This is a genomic window from Shinella sp. JR1-6, from assembly GCF_004284735.1.
Lineage (GTDB): Bacteria > Pseudomonadota > Alphaproteobacteria > Rhizobiales > Rhizobiaceae > Shinella.
On record NZ_SHMI01000010.1, the window covers coordinates 37799 to 54833 of the forward strand.

The 17035-nt window shown below is 62.5% G+C and carries 14 protein-coding genes; 4 read left to right on the plus strand and 10 right to left on the minus strand.

Annotated elements, in window-relative coordinates; translation table 11 throughout:
• Nucleotides 1–4: 4 nt before the first annotated feature.
• Nucleotides 5–1201, minus strand: a complete 1197-nt coding sequence (locus EXZ48_RS18230; protein ID WP_130517483.1) for an ABC transporter substrate-binding protein — start codon at nucleotides 1199–1201, stop codon at nucleotides 5–7.
• 163 nt (nucleotides 1202–1364) lie between these two features.
• Between EXZ48_RS18230 and EXZ48_RS18235 the strand changes: the two genes are divergently transcribed.
• Nucleotides 1365–2093: an ABC transporter ATP-binding protein gene (locus tag EXZ48_RS18235; RefSeq protein WP_130517486.1), complete on the plus strand. Its 729-nt coding sequence runs from the start codon at nucleotides 1365–1367 to the stop codon at nucleotides 2091–2093.
• An 87-nt stretch (nucleotides 2094–2180) separates the two neighbouring features.
• Nucleotides 2181–3365: an L-2-hydroxyglutarate oxidase gene (gene lhgO / locus EXZ48_RS18240; protein WP_207900444.1), complete on the plus strand. Its 1185-nt coding sequence runs from the start codon at nucleotides 2181–2183 to the stop codon at nucleotides 3363–3365.
• A 183-nt stretch (nucleotides 3366–3548) separates the two neighbouring features.
• Here lhgO and EXZ48_RS18245 read toward each other — a convergent pair whose 3' ends face one another.
• The 7 genes from EXZ48_RS18245 to EXZ48_RS18275 are packed head-to-tail and all read right to left on the minus strand — an operon-like array spanning nucleotide 3549 to nucleotide 10622.
• Complete coding sequence (locus tag EXZ48_RS18245) at nucleotides 3549–4865, minus strand: M20 family metallopeptidase (protein WP_050745969.1); 1317 nt, start codon at nucleotides 4863–4865, stop codon at nucleotides 3549–3551.
• Nucleotides 4866–4867: 2 nt separating this feature from the next.
• A complete protein-coding gene (locus EXZ48_RS18250) occupies nucleotides 4868–5824 on the minus strand; it encodes an ABC transporter permease (RefSeq protein ID WP_130517489.1) in 957 nt (318 codons plus the stop codon).
• Nucleotides 5821–6798, minus strand: coding sequence for an ABC transporter permease (locus tag EXZ48_RS18255; protein WP_130517491.1), 978 nt, complete (start codon nucleotides 6796–6798; stop codon nucleotides 5821–5823). Before EXZ48_RS18255 ends, EXZ48_RS18250 begins: the two co-directional genes overlap by 4 nt.
• Nucleotides 6799–6816: 18 nt before the next feature.
• Nucleotides 6817–7803, minus strand: coding sequence for an autoinducer 2 ABC transporter substrate-binding protein (locus EXZ48_RS18260; RefSeq protein WP_023514397.1), 987 nt, complete (start codon nucleotides 7801–7803; stop codon nucleotides 6817–6819).
• A 31-nt stretch (nucleotides 7804–7834) separates the two neighbouring features.
• Nucleotides 7835–8608 carry an ATP-binding cassette domain-containing protein gene (locus EXZ48_RS18265; RefSeq protein ID WP_023514398.1) on the minus strand — a complete coding sequence of 258 codons (774 nt, stop codon included), beginning with the start codon at nucleotides 8606–8608 and terminating at the stop codon, nucleotides 7835–7837.
• Between the two features lie 21 nt (nucleotides 8609–8629).
• Complete coding sequence (locus EXZ48_RS18270; RefSeq protein WP_023514399.1) at nucleotides 8630–9403, minus strand: glutamine amidotransferase; 774 nt, start codon at nucleotides 9401–9403, stop codon at nucleotides 8630–8632.
• A gap of 40 nt (nucleotides 9404–9443) precedes the next feature.
• The gene (locus EXZ48_RS18275) at nucleotides 9444–10622 is read right to left on the minus strand and encodes a carbohydrate kinase family protein (RefSeq protein ID WP_130517493.1); all 1179 of its coding nucleotides are present in this window, start codon (nucleotides 10620–10622) and stop codon (nucleotides 9444–9446) included.
• 417 nt (nucleotides 10623–11039) lie between these two features.
• On the opposite strand from EXZ48_RS18275, the gene EXZ48_RS18280 reads away from it, so the two are divergent.
• Nucleotides 11040–12536, plus strand: a complete 1497-nt coding sequence (locus EXZ48_RS18280) for a methyl-accepting chemotaxis protein (protein WP_165909372.1) — start codon at nucleotides 11040–11042, stop codon at nucleotides 12534–12536.
• A 53-nt stretch (nucleotides 12537–12589) separates the two neighbouring features.
• Here the strand turns inward: EXZ48_RS18280 and EXZ48_RS18285 are convergent, their stop codons facing one another.
• Entirely contained in the window at nucleotides 12590–13186 is a 597-nt protein-coding gene (locus tag EXZ48_RS18285; RefSeq protein ID WP_245462187.1) for a Crp/Fnr family transcriptional regulator, read from the minus strand.
• A gap of 227 nt (nucleotides 13187–13413) precedes the next feature.
• On the opposite strand from EXZ48_RS18285, the gene EXZ48_RS18290 reads away from it, so the two are divergent.
• Nucleotides 13414–15702 (plus strand): bifunctional diguanylate cyclase/phosphodiesterase, encoded by a 2289-nt coding sequence (locus EXZ48_RS18290; RefSeq protein ID WP_130517499.1) that lies wholly within the window; start codon nucleotides 13414–13416, stop codon nucleotides 15700–15702.
• 152 nt (nucleotides 15703–15854) lie between these two features.
• On the opposite strand, the gene selD is transcribed toward EXZ48_RS18290, so the two are convergent.
• Complete coding sequence (selD, locus tag EXZ48_RS18295; RefSeq protein ID WP_207900446.1) at nucleotides 15855–16910, minus strand: selenide, water dikinase SelD; 1056 nt, start codon at nucleotides 16908–16910, stop codon at nucleotides 15855–15857.
• Between the last annotated feature and the right edge of the window lie 125 nt (nucleotides 16911–17035).

The following is a 17035-nucleotide window of genomic DNA, read 5'->3' on the forward strand; positions in this document are numbered from 1 at the left end:
CCGGTTACTGACCGACGCGGAACAGGAGCTTCATGTCCGGCTTGAACGAGTTCCGGTAGACTTCCACGGCGCGGAAGGAGTCATTCTCGACCTTCATGATCAGCCAGGGACGGTCGACCTGGATATGAAGCTGATCGGTGAAGGATGTCGGGCCGGCGGTGAACGGCTGGTCCTTGAAGGTGTTCATGACGCCGACGACAGCTTCGGAATCCGTCGTCTTCGCCTCACCCACCGCAAAGGCCCACTGCTCGATCAGGCTGTAGCCGAGCACCGAATAGGAGGAGACCGGCGGCTCGCCGTAACGCGCCTTGTGGCTTTCGAGGAACGTGTTCATTTCCGGCCGCGGGTCGTCGCCGTAGAGCGACATGAAGGCGGGCAGGTAGAAGTCCTTGAGGCCCGGCACGGCGTTCAGCCAGTAGTTGTCGACCATCGCCGTGTTGGCGAGGATCGGCAGATCGATGCCGGCAGCGCGAAGCTGGCGCACGGCCGAAGCCCCGCCCGGCGTGAACGAGCAGACGAAGACCGCATCTGGCTGCGTTGCCAGGCCCTTGAGACGGGTGATCTGCGAGGCAATCGACGGGTCGTCGTTCTTGAACGTGTCGTTGCCGAGGATCGTTTCCTCGCCGCCGCCGGCCGCCCAGGCCGCGCGGAAACCGGCACAGGCCGACTTGTTGTATTCGATCGTCAGGTCTTCCAGCACATAGACCGACTTCAGGTTCATCTTCTTCTGGCCGTATTCGGCAATGGCGATGCCTTCCGACTGCGCCGCGCTGTTGGCGGTGAAGGCGAGCGGGCCAACGCCCTGCACGCCCATCTTCGGATCGGCCGCGCACAGGCTAAAGGCGATCTTGCCCGCCTGTTTGGCCGCGAGCGCCGCCGGTGCGCCGAAATCGTAGTCGCAGGAGACGACCAGCATATCGATGCCGCCATCGACGAGCTGTGCGCCGACGGTTGCGGCGCGGGCCTGCTCCGTCTTGGTGTCCATGACGGAATATTCGATCTGGCGACCCAGCAGGCCGCCGGCCTTGTTGATTTCCTCGATCTTCATGACGGCGGCCTTGAAAGGCGCGCTGTCGTAGTTCGAAAGCCAGCCGGATTCCGCGATGGCAAAGCCGATCTTGATCGGTTCTTCGGCCTGAACGCTGGTCACCGGCAACAGGAGGGCGATTGCGGCCGAGGCGGCCACAGCAACAGATTTCATCGTCGTTCCCCTTCAGCCGTGGCGTTGCCCGGCCTGATTTTTTGCACATAGTCCTCTGTGGACAGAAGACAGAATGCGGGTTAGATTTTTTTTGTCAACGGCAAAAAACGGTGTGGTCCTGCGATTTCCATCCGAGATCACAACCGCGCCAAAGGGGAACGACATGCTTGAAATCCGCGGCCTCACCGCCGGCTACGGCCGGCTTGCTGCCTTGAAATCCGTCGATCTTGAGGTTCGAAAGGACGAGATCGTCTTCGTCGTCGGCCCCAACGGGGCCGGCAAGTCCACGCTTCTGAAAACGATTTCCGGACTCATGTCGCCGACCGGCGGCACGCTTACCTTCAGGGGCGAAAGCGTATCCGGCCAACCGCCGGAAAAACTGTGCCGCAAGGGGCTCGCACTCGTGCCAGAGGGTCGGAGCATTTTCCGCACTTTGACGGTGCAGGAGAACCTCTTGCTCGGTGGTATGATCCGCAAGGACAAGGCAGAAGCGGCGGTCGACCTGGAACGTGTGCTCACCATTTTCCCGATTCTGAGGAACCGCTATCGCGGCATTGCCGGCCATCTGTCTGGCGGTGAACAGCAGCAGCTCGCCATTGCACGCGCCATTCTGCAACGGCCCTCACTGATGATGATCGACGAGCCATCGCTTGGCCTCGCCCCCCTCGTCATCGATCAGGTCTACGACAGCCTGCGCCAGCTCAATGCCGACGGCTTGACGCTTCTCGTCGTCGAACAATCCACCGCCCGCATTCTCGACCTTGCTTCGCGCATCTATGTGCTGCGCAATGGGCATGTGGCGCTGGAGGGGACGGCAAGCGATCTTGCAGACGGCCACGCGTTGGAAGAAGCTTACTTCGGCTACAGCAATCACGAAGCAGCACGCGGATAGGCAGGCGGACGCTTCGTTTACACCCAATTCCAGGCAGGAAATTGCGACGCGCTTTCGCGAAAAACTGCCTCAAGGACACGACATATGATCTTCGACTACTGCATTGTCGGCGGCGGCATCGTTGGATTGGCAACGGCAATGCGCCTTATCGAAAACAAGCCGGGCAGCAGCCTCATCCTCATCGAAAAGGAGGACGCGCTCGGCAAGCATCAGACCGGCCACAACAGCGGCGTCATCCACGCCGGCATCTACTATCCGCCCGGCAGTCTCAAGGCGGAACTTTGCCGCAAGGGCGCTGAAGCCACCAAGGCCTTCTGCAGCGAAAACGGCATCCGGTTTGAGGTCTGCGGAAAGCTGCTCGTCGCCACCTCCGATCTTGAGATACAGCGCATGGACGCTCTTTATGAGCGATCAAAGCAGAACACGATCGAGGTGCATCGCGTCAGCGAAGGCGAATTGCGGGAGCGCGAACCGCATATTCGCGGTCGCGGGGCGCTCTTCGTCCCTTCGACCGGGATCGTCAGCTATGCCGAGGTCTGCCAGGCGATGGGACGGCGCATCAAGGCACTCGGCGGCAATATCCGCCTTTCGACACGCATCACGGGCATCCGCGAGACGATCGATGTCGTTGATATCACCTCCGACGGGCAGACATGGCAGGCGAAGAAACTGGTCGCCTGCGCCGGCCTGCAATCAGATCGGCTTGCGGTGCTTGCCGGCCTTCCGATCGAGCACCGCATCGTGCCGTTTCGGGGGGAATACTTTCGCCTGCCTGCCGACAAGAACGACATCGTCCGCCACCTCATTTACCCCGTCCCGGATCCCGATTTGCCCTTCCTCGGCGTGCATCTCACACGCATGATCGACGGCAGCGTGACGGTCGGGCCCAATGCCGTCATCGGTTTCGCGCGCGAGGGCTATCCGCGCCTTTCCATCAACCTTGCCGACATGGCCGACTACGCCTTGTTCCCCGGCTTCTGGAAAACCGTGTTCGCCAACCGGAAATCGGCCGTGACGGAACTGCGCAACTCGCTCTGGAAACCGGGCTATCTGGCGGAGTGCAGAAAATACTGCCCGAGCCTGACGCTTTCGGACCTTCTGCCCTACGAAGCCGGCATACGTGCCCAGGCCGTGCGCAAGGACGGCACGCTCATTCACGACTTCCTCTTCGCGGAAACGGACCGCATGCTGCACGTCTGCAATGCTCCCTCACCCGCAGCCACCTCGGCCATCCCGATTGCGGAGATGATCGTGGGCCGGCTTGGAAACTAGGCAAGGCCTGGTCGATGCGGCCTTGAAAAGGCCGGAACGGCAGGCTGCCGAACGGGAACGAGCAAAGGAGTGCCCTCGCTCCGACAACGGGACGGGGGCACATTGAACATGTCGCATTTTCCGGGCGGCCATGGGAATCACTCGCAAATTGCGGACCGGAAGCGGACTTCGGGGGAATGCCCGTCAGTTGCACCATTTTTGAACGGCAAGGGCGATCGCCTTGGTGCAGTCGACAAGGTCGCGCACGGAGACACGTTCATTCGGCTGGTGCGCCTGCGCCGGGTCGCCAGGACCGAAATTTACCGTCGGCGTGTTGCCGAGCCCTGTCGGAAGACCGATGTCGCTGTGGGCGCCGAAACCTGACAGAACCGGTGACAGATCGGCAGTCGCGACCGCCTCCTGGAAGATCGAGACGAATGGGCTGTCGGCCGGGATTTCCGCACAATCGGCATCGAGGATCCACTCGACACGGGCGGGATGCTCCCGCAGATAGGGGTCGGCCTGGCAGACATGGCGGACGTGCTCCTCGATCTCGCGCTTCACGTGACCGCCGAGACCGAATTCGTCCTTCTCGCTCGGCAGGTATTGCGCGTCGATGATGATCTCGGCACGGCCGGCCATCGAGGACGGGTGTTCGCCAGCACTCATCTGCGTGACGATGATCTGGTTCGGCAGGTCCATCAGCGGGTGGTTCTTCTTCGGGTCGAACATCCAACGACGGTTCAGGATATCGATACCGTCGAGCATTTGGCGGCAGAGTTGCACGGCATCGACCGGTCCGCTCGTATACCAGGCATTCGGCGTCAGCTCGGCATGGCCACCGATCCCATCGATGATGATCCTGCCCCAGAGAATACCATGGCAAAGCGGCGCGATGCGGTTTGCCGTCGGCTCGGTCATGATGCCGGCATCAGCCTTGAAACCACGATCGACCATCGCAAGTGAGCCCATGCCGCCGATCTCCTCGTCCACCACCGTGGTGAAGACGACATCGCCTTTCAGCTCAAGTCCCATTTCCTTGAGAATTTCGACCGCCATCAGCATGCAGGCGACGCCGCCCTTCATGTCGACGGTGCCGCGGCCGTGCAGGAAGCCATCCTTCAAGACGGGCGTGAACGGATCGGTTGTCCAATGCTCGGCCGCACCCGGCGGCACAACGTCGATATGCCCGGTCAGCATGATCGAGCGACCACCACCGGTTCCCTTCAGAACGCCGCCGAGATTCGGACGCCCCTCGAAGGTACGGCCCTTGTTGGCGCCGGGGCGCCCCTGGTACTTGGCATAGAGCGCCGGGCCGTCCGGGTCCCAGAGGTCGGTCGCAAAGCCGAGTGCCTCCAGCCGCTTCTGCAGATAGAGCTGGCAGTCGCGCTCACCAGGTCCCGCCTCCTTTGGGTTCGACTTCACGATCGACGCGAAGGAGACGAGATCGCTCAGTGTCCTGACGATGCGCTCTTCGGCGGCCTCGACGCGATCGGCGATCTGCTGTTCGATGGATGACATGCTTAACTCCAGCGTTTTGAAAGGCGGTCGACCAGCAGCACGGCGATCAGGAGTGCCCCGACGATGCCGACCTGCCAGACGGTGTTGACGTTGAGTTGCAGAAGCCCGGTCTTCAGCGTGACAAGCAGGATCACCGCGGCGATAACCCCGCCGACCCCGCCCACGCCACCGGTGATGGCGACACCGCCCAGCATGACGGCCGTCAGCGATTCAAGCTCCAGGTTCTGCCCAATATTGGGTCGCGCACTTCCGAGCCAGGCGAGAGAAACCAACCCCGCCACCCCCCCGAGGAAGCCGCTCAGGCCGTAGACGAGGAGACGGGCGCGATCGACGGGAATGCCGACGAGGCGCGCCGATCGCTCGTTGAAGCCCATGGCGAACAGCCACCGCCCCCAGGCGCTGTAGAGCAGCAGCACCGCGGCGATTGCGAAGACGGGCAAGACCAGCGTGACGAAGGGCATCGGCAGCGTGAACACCATGCCGCGGCCCCAGGGAAGCAGCCAGGCAGGTACGCCGGCTTGCGCCGCCCCTCCGGTCAGCGCAAGCGCGAGGCCGGAATAGACAAAGAGTGTGCCGAGCGTCGCAATCAGCGGCAGGATCCTCAGGCGGGTGACGAGAAAGCCGTTCACCAGGCCAAGCAGCAGGCCGGTGACGACGCAGGCGACCGGCAGAAACACCGGTGGCAGCCCCGCCTTGACCGCGAGCATGGCGAGCACGACCGACAGTGAGACGATACCGCCGACCGACAAGTCGATACCGGCACCGCCAGCAAGGATGACAAGGCACTGGCCGAGCGAAACGAGCGCCAGGATGGTGGAGAACTGCAGGACCGTCGTTACCGTGGACGCGCTGAACATCGTCGGCTTGAGGGCCGCAAAAAACACGATGACGATGACCCAAAGAACGGTGAGCAGAAGGAGGATACGGCTGGAGGCGGCCGGTTTGAGAAGGCTCTTCATCGCGGCATCCACTTCGTCTTCATCTCGCCGAGGCGCGACACCGGCACCTCAAGCGCAAGCACACCGATCAGCAGCGCGCCGGTCACAACCGGTTGCCAGAGCGAAGGCACGCCGACCAGCAGAAGGCCGTTCTGCAGGACACGCAGCAGGATGACACCGAGCGCCGTGCCAAGAAGACTGCAGCGCCCACCCAGGATGCTCGTACCGCCGAGTACGACGGCCGCGATGGCGTCGAGCGCCAGTGTGCTGCCGATAGCCATTTCGACGTTCCGGTAATTGGCCACGTAGAAACTGGCGGCAAGGCCCGTCAGCACGCCACTGACCACGAAGGTGGCGACCCTGACCTTGTTCACCGGCACGCCCGACAGACGCGCCTTCTCTTCGGCATTGCCGATCGAGAGCAGATGGGGCCCATAGGCGGTGCGCCGCAGTGCCAGCCAGACCGCAAGATAGGCGAGCCCGATGACGAAGACAGAGAGTGGGATGCCGAAAAACGCCCTCGACAGCAGCTCCGTCAGGCCCGCAGGCAGGCCGGACAACCACTGGCCACCGAGAAGCACGAAGACCCCCATGCGGTAAACGCCGAGCAAGCCGAGTGTGCCGACGATGGCCGGCACACGGCCGAGGACGACGACGAGCGCCGTCACCATGCCGAGGCCTGCGCCTGTCACCGGGCCGACCAGCGAGGCCAGCGCCGGCGCCACCGACGCCAGCAGGGCATGGGAGACAGCGATGGCGGCAAGCCCCATGAGGATGCCGATCGACACGTCGATACTTCCCATCGCGAGCAGCAGGGTCATGCCAAGACCAGCCAGCATCAGCTCTGTGCTGTTGCGGACGATGGTCGCTGCATTGCCTGCCGTCGCGAAGTAGGGCGAGGCGACAGAAAAGACGATCGAGGCGAGAATGACGGCACCGAGCAGCGCCCATTCACGTCCGCCGATGGCGAAAAGACGGAGACTTGACGGTCGCATCGCAGAAACGACCCGGCCTTAGAAGTCGAACTTGTCGACGTTGTCAGCGGTAAAGACGGCCGGCGGGCCAAGCAGCAGTACACCGCTGTCGGCATTGTAGGTGACCGGCGAGGCAAAACCCGGCACGGTGTTCTCAGCCTCAAAGGCCTTGCCATCGATCAGCTGCTTGCCGGCCCAGACTGTCAGGTAGCCGAGCTGGGCGGGATCCCAAAGCACAGAGAAGCCGAAGGAACCGCTCTTGATGTAGGCGCGCGCGGTGTTCGGGCTGCAGTAGCCGGTCCCCACGACAGCACCGATCTTGCCGGCCGTTTCGATCGCCTGGGCGACGCCCGGGCAAGTCGAGGAGGCAACCGCGATGATGCCCTTCAGATCGGGATTGGCGGTCATCAGATCACCGGCGATCTGTGCCGCACGCTGGGCCGTGCCGCCGGCATATTGCGGCTCGAGCAGCGTCAACTTCGGATACTTCTCCTTCGCCTGTTTCTGCATGAAGCCGATCCAGGCATTGAGGTTGGAGGCCGTCGCCTCGCCCGAGACGATGCCGATCTTGGCATCGTCGCCCACGCGCTTGACCAGTTCGTCGATGATCGTGGCACCCAGCCCCTCATCTGTGGCCTGTGCGACATAGACCGCGCGACCGCTGTCCGGCGCATCGCTGTCGCTGGTGAAGAGCTTGACGCCCTTTGCATTCGCCGCCTCGACCACTGGTGCGATGGCGGAGGCATCGAGAACGCTGACGGAAACGGCATTGACGCCCTGGTCAATCAGATTCTGCACGATCTGCAGCTGATCGACCGGGTTGGTATCGACGGGACCCGAATAGATGAATTCGACCCCCAGCTCTTCCGCCGCGCGCTTGCCGCCGGCCTCCATGGCATTGAAATACGGAATGCCGATCAGCTGCGGCACGAAGGCGACCTTCGGCTTGTCTTGCGCAAAAGCGGTGGCGCCGATGGCAAGCGTCAATGCGGAAGCGGCGAGAACCTGCTTGAATTTCGGGAACATCTGGAACCTCTCTGGAACGGTTGGACGCGCTTTATCGATTGTTTTGTTCAAGCGCCCGCACGTCGGGATGGGCGCCTGTGATGAGGGAAACGATCTCTTCGGGGGTGGTTTCCTCTTTCCTCCGCTCGGCGACCTTTCGGCCCCGGCGGAAGACGACCATGCGGTCGGCAACCTCGAAGACATCGGCTATGTTGTGGCTGATCAAGACCACGGCGCAGCCGCGACCGGCGAGCCGGCGGGTGAGCTGCAGCACCTTGCGCGTTTCGGCGACGGCAAGCGCCGCGGTCGGCTCATCCATGATGACGAGCCTGGCATTGAGATTGAGCGCCCGGCAGATGGCAACCGCCTGGCGCTGGCCGCCCGAGAGACTGCCGACAGGCGCCTCCGGGTCGGAAATATGAGCGTCGAGCTCGTGGAGCAGGCCGTCCACCCGGTCCCGCATTGCCTTGCGCCGCAGGAACGGAATGCCGAGAACCGAGTGTTTGAGTTCTCGCCCGAGAAAGACGTTCTCGGAGATCGACAGGTTTTCTGACAGGGCGAGCTCCTGAAAGATCGTCGCAATACCAGAGTTCGCAGCGTCTTTCGGCGAGGCGAACTGGACCGACTGGCCTTCGACCAGCAAATCCCCGTCACTTTGCGGATGTGCGCCGGCGAGAATCTTGATGAAGGTTGATTTGCCGGCGCCGTTGTCACCGAGAAGCGCCAGGACCTCGCCGCCGTTGATGTCGAGATCGACATCCTTCAGCGCGGTGAGCGCGCCGAAGCGTTTGGTAATTCCCGTTGCGCGGAGAAATGGAACGGTCATCGAACTATCCCCTGCGATGGATCACTTGGCGCCACTGGCCCAGCGAAGAATGTTCTTCCAGATCGCCGCGTACCCGGGCCAGGCGACAAACTCGTTCGGCACCCAGTGCGGTCCGATGTCCGAGGTCCAGGCGACGGTGCGGCCCCTGCCATAGTTGCCGGTCACGAGAAGCGGGTGACCGCCCTCCTCTTCAGGCAGTCGGGCGAGTACTTCGACGCCGTCGTCGTCCTTGGCGGCCACCTCGTTCGCACCGAGGAGCAGCGGCCATTCACCCTCGATACCGTCGAGGATCGGATGGTTCTTCGGGCCTGTGACGACAGCCTTGAACCCGTCCGGGATTTCCAACCGGTCGTCATAGGGAAGGCAGGTGACAGGCAGTGCCTCCTCTACCGGCGTGCGGCGCCAGCGGGCCTTGCCGTCGATGCCCTGGAACGAGAAGTAGCCACCCGCCATCACCAGGCCACCGCCGGCCGCAGTCCACTCGCGAATGATCTTCAGCCGATTGGGAACCGCCTTGCCGTGCAGCCAGACGGACGGGGGCAGGAGCAGCGAATTGGCGCCGATATCGGACAGCAGGATGACCTGATAGGCGGAAAGCCCTTCCAGCGTGAAAGGGAACTTTTCGACGCAGTCATGCGCCGTCATATAGGTGACGTCGAATTCCTCACCTTGAAGCGCGGCGACCAGCGGTTCGGCACCCAGATGGAAGGTCACGCTGCCGAACTGGTCGAACCCCTTGTAATGGGTCGCCGAGCTGACCCAGCTCTCCCCCACCAGCAAAACCTTCGTCACCATGTCGCTCTCCTTATCTTTGCGTTCCGTATTGTCTTGAAAATCAAACAGCCTTCGCCTCCACGGCGGAAAGCAACGCCTCAAGTTCGCCTGCGCTCGCCGGGTGTCCCTGCGCCCCTTCCGCCGTCGTCGTCAGGCTGGCACCGACAGCGGCGTGGCGCGCTGCGTCCACCAGAGGGCGGCCATGCAGCCAAAGGCTCAGGAATATTCCAGCAAAAGCGTCGCCTGCGCCCGTCGCATCGACCCGGCTGACCGGCAGGGCAGGAACTTCGATCGGCGGACCACCGCTTTTGCGGAAGACGACGGCGCCGAATTCACCAAGCGTCAGCACGACGTCGCCGCGCGGCTTTACCCGTGCGATCGTGCGTCCGGCTTCCTCGATCATCGAGGCGAGCGGCGTGCGGATGGCGAAAACCTCGCGCAGCGTATCGTCGTTGATGAAGGTCAGGTCCACCTGGCTGATCATGCGGGCAAAAGCGTCCGGATTGCGCGATCCCTCCGGCAGGCCCGCCGTATGCAGGCTGACATTCCAGCCCGCATCGTGAAACCGGCTGATCGACGGCATCATCCGCTCGTAATGAAACCCTTCGATATGCAGGCAGGAACGCACCGCACCGGGCGTGATGTCGAGATTGGCGGTGAGGTCGACCTCGCTGAGCTCGAAGGTCTCGTGAATGATCGTCCGGCCGCCATTGGCTTCGATGATCACCATAGCGCGTGGCAAGCGCCCACTGGCCGGCCGACGGATCGGCAACACGTTCACGCCTCGCACCAGAAGCTCAGCCATCGCCCACTCGCTGTCGGCGTCGTCGCCAACAGCGGTGGCGAGATCGATCTGCAATCCATAGGGATCACCGACGGCAGCAGCGGCGACGGCGAGGTTTGCGGCCGGGCCGCCGAGCGCCTTGTCGATATGGCTTGCCGCGACCCGGTCATCGCGGTGCGGCAATACCGGCACCCGGCAGAGATAATCGACGCAGATATGACCGACGACCAGGAGGCGCGGATGCCCCTCGGCCTTCTGCACGGCCCGCGCGGACATCATCGGCAACGAGCGGGCAAACACACTCGGACGGTAGGCAAGCTTCTGAACCGCCTCCTGGATCTTTTCGGCGGTCTCCGCTTTGACGGGAACCGTTCCATTCAGAAAATTGGACACCGTGCCGACAGAAACCCCGGCAGCACGAGCAACATCCGTAATGGTGGGACGCCCTTTTTTCATCACTTCCCCGCCAATTGAAACGCTTCAAAGCGTATGAGCGGTTCAAGCAAGCGTCAAAGCAATTTCATTCCAAGTTTTGGTGCATAAACTCACCATCGCGTAGGAAACTTTATGTTTCCCAGTATTTCATACCCAGAACCGCACGGATTGAATTTATTTCAATCCACTTTTCGTTGCCGACGTATGATGCTCCCAGCAGGCACACAGGTCCAGCAGACCACGCATCCCGTTGAACTGGTCCTGAGTGGCGCGCCAGCGGCTTCGGGTACCCGCATGTTCCACTGGAGAAGACCAATACTCGGCCGGACCAAGGCAGATACCACCTGCCACAACCCAAAATAGGTAACGTAACGTTAACCCTCAGAAATGTACGGTATCGTACGTACGGAATCGTTCATTGAACCTGAGGGGAGGACAATGGCCAAAGACGATGCAGCGAGTGGGGAATTGCAGGAAAGGCTTGATTTCATCGGGCTTGGACCGCGTGAGCGGCAGTTGCTCAAAGCGGTTGCCGACCGCGTCATGAAGGAAACACGGCCAGCACTGGATATCTTCTACGACAAGGTTCGCGCGACGCCGCAGACACTTCGGTTTTTCGCCGGCAACGAGAAGATGGCAGAGGCGGGTAAGCGCCAGGAAGGCCACTGGGCCCTTATCCTGAGCGGCGGTTACACGCCCGAATATCTCGATGCCGTCCGGGCGATCGGCTCGGTCCACGCTCGTATCGGCCTTGCGCCCCAATGGTATATAGGCGGCTACGCACTGGTTCTCGACCATCTCGTCAAGGCGCTTCTCGCCCCGACGGCCCTTCCCAGCAAGCGCAAGCTCTTCTCGCGTCGGCCGGGCGCTGTGACGACCGGCCTTGGCGAAGAAGTCGCCGTCGTGGTGAAGGCGGCCCTCCTCGACATGGAACTGGCCATCTCTGTGTATCTCGACAAGCTGGAGGAGCGCCGGCAGGCGGCCGAGCAGCAGGAAGAGGAAACGCTGGGCCGGGTTGCCGCTGCCTTGCAGCAGCTCGCCCAAGGAGATCTGGGCGTTTCCATCGATGTCGCCGCTTCGGCGCGGTCAGGGCATCTGGTCGAAAACTTCAACGACATGGTGGACGATCTTCGCGCGATCATCCTTTCGGTGCGGGACGCCTCCGGAAACATCAGAAACGGCACAATCGAGATCGCCAGCGCCTCGGAAACGGCAAGCCGTCAGTGCGAGCGGCAGGCAGCCGCGCTGGAGCAGATTGCGACGGCAATTGCCGAACTGGCCACCGGCAGCCAGATGACGACGGACAGCGCCGCAGGAGCCTCGCGCGCCGTCGCCGAAATTCGCGGCCAATCGGAAGCCAGCACCGTGTTGGCCGGCAAGACCGTCGCAGCCATCGGGGAGATCGACGCGTCGTCGCGCAAGGTGTCCCAGATCGTCAAGGTCATCGACGAAATCGCGTTCCAGACCAATCTTCTTGCACTCAATGCCGGCGTTGAAGCGGCGCGTGCCGGTGAAGCCGGAAAGGGCTTTGCCGTCGTCGCGCAGGAGGTACGCGCCCTTGCCCAGCGGTCGGCGGATGCCGCCAGGGAAATAGCCGCGCTGATCAAATCGAGCTCCGATCAGGTCGCCGAGGGCGTGAAACTTGTCGGCGAAACACGGGAATGGCTGACCGGCATCACCAACGCCGTCCAGAAGATGGACGAACTCGTTGGCGGTATCGCCACCTCAACGCAGACACAGGCCAACGGAATCCGCGAGATTTCCACGGCGATCGCACAGATCGACGAGGCAACACAGCAAAATGCGGCGATGATCGAGGAAAACAGTTCTGCCAGTCGCGCCCTCGCGCGCGAGGCAGAAGGGCTCGCAAGCGTTGTCGACCGGTTCCGCACCTCTCGCGAGGCCATCATTCCGCCGCTGGCGATGACGGCATGACAATCCGCGCGACCGTCACCCCCACGCGCCGAAAAGGCGCTTTCCACACAGCCTTACAGCGATGCAAGACGGATGCGCTCGTAGCACTCGCAGGCTCGCTCGTGCAGGACCGCCCGGTTGGTCACCCGCAGCGATCCGCGATGGTAGGAGATCGCGCCGGCATTCATGAGGTCGGTACAGATGGCATTGACCGTCGCCCGACGCAGCGCAAGCAACATGGCGATCGCCTCCTGGGTCACGCTGTAGGTATCGCCCTCGACCCTGTCATGCGCATGCAGCAACCAGCGGGCAACGCGCTGTTCGGCGGTGTGCAGGCTGTTGCAGGCAACGGACTCCATCAGTTGCACAGTGTGCGACTTCGCGTATCGCAGCATGATTTCGCGGACGCACTGGAATTCTTCGAGCGCAACGTCGAGATCGGCAATCGTCACCCAGGAGGCCTGGCCGGGCACCTGCACGACCGAGCGGCCGAGCGAGCTGCCGCCGCCCATGATCAGGCTGAAGCCAAGGAATCCCTCAGGGCCGATCGAGGATTTCTCGACGCTTCTGCCGTTGCTCATCTCTGCGATGATCGACACGACGCCTTCATGGGGGAAGACGACATGCGTGACAGGCGCGCCATCTTCGAAAATGACGTCGCCGGTGTTCATCGGCCTGATGTCTGCATGCGTTCGAAAGAATTCCTGCGCCTGCGGCCGGATGGAGTCGAGGATCCTGTTTCGCAGTGGGCCCATAGAATTGTCTTTTTCTTTCAATGGGTCAGCCCCGAATTTACCTGTCAAAATTCCTTAATAACCCAATAACCTAAATCAATCCCTAATATAACATGGTGCCCGCACCGGCATGACGTGCGGCCTGTTCCCTGCTGGAGCCGTCAATGGAAGATCTGCCATTGCATGAATTGTCAGAATACATGCAGCCATCCGACACATTCGAGCACCAATCCGAGCGCGACGAGATTTTGAAGGGGAGCGGAATCATCGGCATGCTACAGCAAAACGCCAGCGCCCGCACAGATGACAAGGGAAGCGGCCTGACGAAGCTGCTGGGTGCCTATCAGGCGGCGCTTGATCGGCACGCCATCGTCGCCGTCACGGACCGGCGCAGCAGGATCCTCTCCGCCAACAGGCAATTCTGCGCAGTAAGCGGCTACCGGGAAGACGAGCTTATCGGGCAACCGCACCGTCTCGTCAATTCCGGGCACCACCCGAAGGCGTTTTTCGAGGGTATGTGGAGAACGATCGCCTATGGTCAGGTCTGGCACGGAGAGATCTGCAACCGTGCCAAGGATGGCAATCTTTATTGGGTGGATACAACCATCGTGCCACTGGTCGGTTCCGATGGACGGGTAGAGGCCTATATCTCGATCCGCTACGATATCACCAAGCGCAAAGCCGCCGAACAGGCCTTGCACGAGGAGGTCGAACGGCGACGCGGTACCGAGGCGTTGCTTGTCGATGTCATGGAAACGGTGCCAGACGGGATTGCCGCCTTTGATGCGAACGACCGCCTCGTGCTCTTCAATCGCTCCTATGCAAACCTTCACATGCATCCTGCAGAAGCGATCCGGATCGGCGCGAGCTTTGAATCGATCCTGCAGCACGGCCTGGCGAAGGGACAGTACGTTCTGCCGCGCAATACGGGCGAGTCCCATCAGGCCTGGCTTCGCGCGCGGCTGCGCGCGCATCGCAATCCCGGCCGAAGCACGGTACAGGAGCTTGCCGACGGCCGGTGGATACAGATCCGTGAGCGCCGCTCCACCTCAGGCCACATCGTCGGAACACGTACCGACATTACCGAATTGAAGCGGTCGGAATCGGCCATCAAGTTCCTCGCCGAACACGATCCGCTTACCGGGCTCCTGAACAGATCGGTACTCTCCCAGAGGCTCGAAGAGGCGGTCACGGCCTGTCGGCGCAATCAAACCAGCGGCCTGCTCATGGTCATGGACCTCGACGGTTTCAAGCAGATCAACGATTCCATGGGTCACGCAGCCGGCGACGCGTTGCTCAAGACCATTGCACAGCGGTTGACGGAAGCCTTCCGCCGCTCGGACACGGTCGTGCGGCTCGGTGGTGACGAGTTCGCCGTCGTCGTGCCGCAGCTCGGCAGGCGTGACAGTATCGACGCCCTCGCGCAGCGGCTGCTGGCCGCGGTCCAGCGCCCGGCAATGGTCCAGCGCCGTAGCCTTGCCCCGCGGCTCAGTCTCGGCATCGCACGGTTCCCCCAAGACGGCCACGCGCTAGAGGTTTTGCTGCGCAAGGCCGACATGGCCCTCTATCGTGCCAAGGCCGAGGGTCGCGGGACCTATCGCATCTTCACCCGTGCCATGCGCGCCCATGTCGAGCAGCGCCGCCGCCTTACCGCAGCGCTGACCAGCGCGGTGGCGCGCGGCGCGATTGACGTCGTGCTGCAGCCGCAATTTACGCTCTCCGATCACAGGCTCACCGGCTTCGAGGCCCTGGCGCGCTGGACGAACGAAGGGCGCGCGGTCAGCCCTCCCGACTTCATCGCCATCGCCGAGGAAAGCGGTCTGATCGGCGATCTCGGCAATCTGGTCCTGAACAAGGCCCTGGAGGCGATTGGCAGCCTACGGCAAAACGGCATGGAGACAGGTCCGGTCGCCATCAACATCGCCTCCGCACAAATACGGCAGGTCGGCTTTGTGCCTATGCTGCAGGCCGCCGTTCATCGCCATGGCCTGACGCCGGGCGACGTCGAAATCGAGTTGACCGAGAACATCCTGCTCGATGAAGCCGGTGATGAGATCGCCCGGAGGCTGAAGACCCTGCGCACCGCCGGTTTCTCCATTGCCCTTGACGACTTTGGAACCGGCTATGCCTCGCTCTCCCACCTCGGCCGCTTTCCCATCGACCGCATCAAGATCGACCGCGGCTTTGTGTCCCGCATGAGCAGCGCGCAGGACACCTGTACGATCGTTCGCGCAATCATCGGTCTTGCCCACGCGCTTGGCATGACGGTGGTCGCCGAAGGTATCGAAACGCAGGCGCAGCTGGAACAGTTGCTGGCCTATGGCTGCGATTTTGGCCAGGGCTACCTGTTTTCTCCGCCTCTTGCGCCAGAGCAGCTGATGGCCCGCCTCGGCGACGGGCTGGATTTCAAACTGGCGCGCGGCCTCTGCGAACCTGACCAACCGCCCCGATAGGCCGCCACAGGCTCCTTTGGCTATCCGTACTGGCCGCCGGAAGCGGTGGCACTTCAAAACTTGTTCGTCGACACAAGGCTAGCATCGCCGTCGCCGTCCCAACGATCTGGTACAGCTGCCATCACGGCGTAGGCTGCTGATTGGGTGAAGCTTCAGACGATCGAGAGCCCGGCCTTTCCCTGCACGGCTTCGCCGATGGCCACCGCGCTAAAGCCGTGCCGGGCAAAGATATCGAAAACCGCCGCGGTCCCAGCCGCGTCACAGGCAACGAGCAGGCCGCCGCTCGTCTGGGGGTCGCAGAGAAGAGCCTGATCAATGGTGGTCATGTCACGAACGAAGGCCACATCCGCGGCGTAGCTTGCCCAGTTGCGCCCGGACGCGCCGGTGACAAACCCCTTGCCGGCCAGTTCACGAGCGCCTTCAAGAAGCGGCACGCTGGACCATTCTATCCGCAACTGGCAACCCGCCCCGCGCGCCATTTCGAGAGCATGGCCGGCAAGACCGAACCCGGTCACATCGGTCATCGCGTGCACGCCGTCGAGCAGCGCAAGGTCCGGCCCCGGCGTGTTGAGACGCGTCGTCGTCTCCATCATGCGTGCATAACCGGCCGCGTCGAGCGCGCCCTTCTTCAATGCCGCCGAGAAAATGCCGACACCGAGCGGTTTACCGAGGATCAGCACATCACCCGGCCGCGCACCGGCATTGCCTTTCACCCGGGCCGGGTCAACAAGGCCAAGCGCGACAAGACCGTAGATCGGCTCGACGGAATCGATCGTATGCCCCCCCGCAATGGGAATACCCGCCGCCCGGCAGGCGGCGGAACCCCCGTCGAGGATGGCGCCGATCGTTGCAGTGGACAACGTGTTGACCGGCATACCGACCAGCGCCAGCGCGAAGAGTGGCCTGGCGCCCATGGCATAGACATCACTGATTGCATTGGTCGCAGCGATCCGGCCGAAATCATGCGGATCATCGACGATCGGCATGAAAAAATCGGTCGTCGCGACGATAGCCTGGCTGTCGTTAAGGCGGTAGACGGCCGCATCGTCAGACGTTTCAATCCCCACCAGCAGATCCGGCGGTACTGGCAGAGCCGCCCGGCCGCGCAGAATCTCCGAGAGCACGCCAGGCGCAATCTTGCAGCCGCACCCCCCGCCATGGGCAAGCGACGTGAGGCGGGGCTCGTCAGGAACGACCGTGTCGGACATCGGCAGGAACTCCTTCTCCGCGCAGGCAGCAGCAGGCGTCATCACCGCGATCATGGCCCATCGTTGCTCCCAAGACCATGGCTTTCATCCGAAGTCCCACCTTGACAGGTCCGGCAGCAAGGCAG

Coding starts and splice junctions, on each gene's coding strand:
- EXZ48_RS18235 (WP_130517486.1), top strand. CDS start 1,365: ATGCTTGAAATCCGCGGCCTCACCGCCGGCTACGGCCGGCTTGCTGCC.
- EXZ48_RS18265 (WP_023514398.1), bottom strand. CDS start 8,608: ATGACCGTTCCATTTCTCCGCGCAACGGGAATTACCAAACGCTTCGGC.
- EXZ48_RS18250 (WP_130517489.1), bottom strand. CDS start 5,824: ATGAAGAGCCTTCTCAAACCGGCCGCCTCCAGCCGTATCCTCCTTCTG.
- EXZ48_RS18260 (WP_023514397.1), bottom strand. CDS start 7,803: ATGTTCCCGAAATTCAAGCAGGTTCTCGCCGCTTCCGCATTGACGCTT.
- EXZ48_RS18270 (WP_023514399.1), bottom strand. CDS start 9,403: ATGGTGACGAAGGTTTTGCTGGTGGGGGAGAGCTGGGTCAGCTCGGCG.
- EXZ48_RS18290 (WP_130517499.1), top strand. CDS start 13,414: ATGGAAGATCTGCCATTGCATGAATTGTCAGAATACATGCAGCCATCC.
- EXZ48_RS18255 (WP_130517491.1), bottom strand. CDS start 6,798: ATGCGACCGTCAAGTCTCCGTCTTTTCGCCATCGGCGGACGTGAATGG.
- EXZ48_RS18280 (WP_165909372.1), top strand. CDS start 11,040: ATGGCCAAAGACGATGCAGCGAGTGGGGAATTGCAGGAAAGGCTTGAT.
- selD (WP_207900446.1), bottom strand. CDS start 16,910: ATGTCCGACACGGTCGTTCCTGACGAGCCCCGCCTCACGTCGCTTGCC.
- EXZ48_RS18285 (WP_245462187.1), bottom strand. CDS start 13,186: ATGAACACCGGCGACGTCATTTTCGAAGATGGCGCGCCTGTCACGCAT.
- EXZ48_RS18230 (WP_130517483.1), bottom strand. CDS start 1,201: ATGAAATCTGTTGCTGTGGCCGCCTCGGCCGCAATCGCCCTCCTGTTG.
- EXZ48_RS18275 (WP_130517493.1), bottom strand. CDS start 10,622: ATGAAAAAAGGGCGTCCCACCATTACGGATGTTGCTCGTGCTGCCGGG.
- EXZ48_RS18245 (WP_050745969.1), bottom strand. CDS start 4,865: ATGTCATCCATCGAACAGCAGATCGCCGATCGCGTCGAGGCCGCCGAA.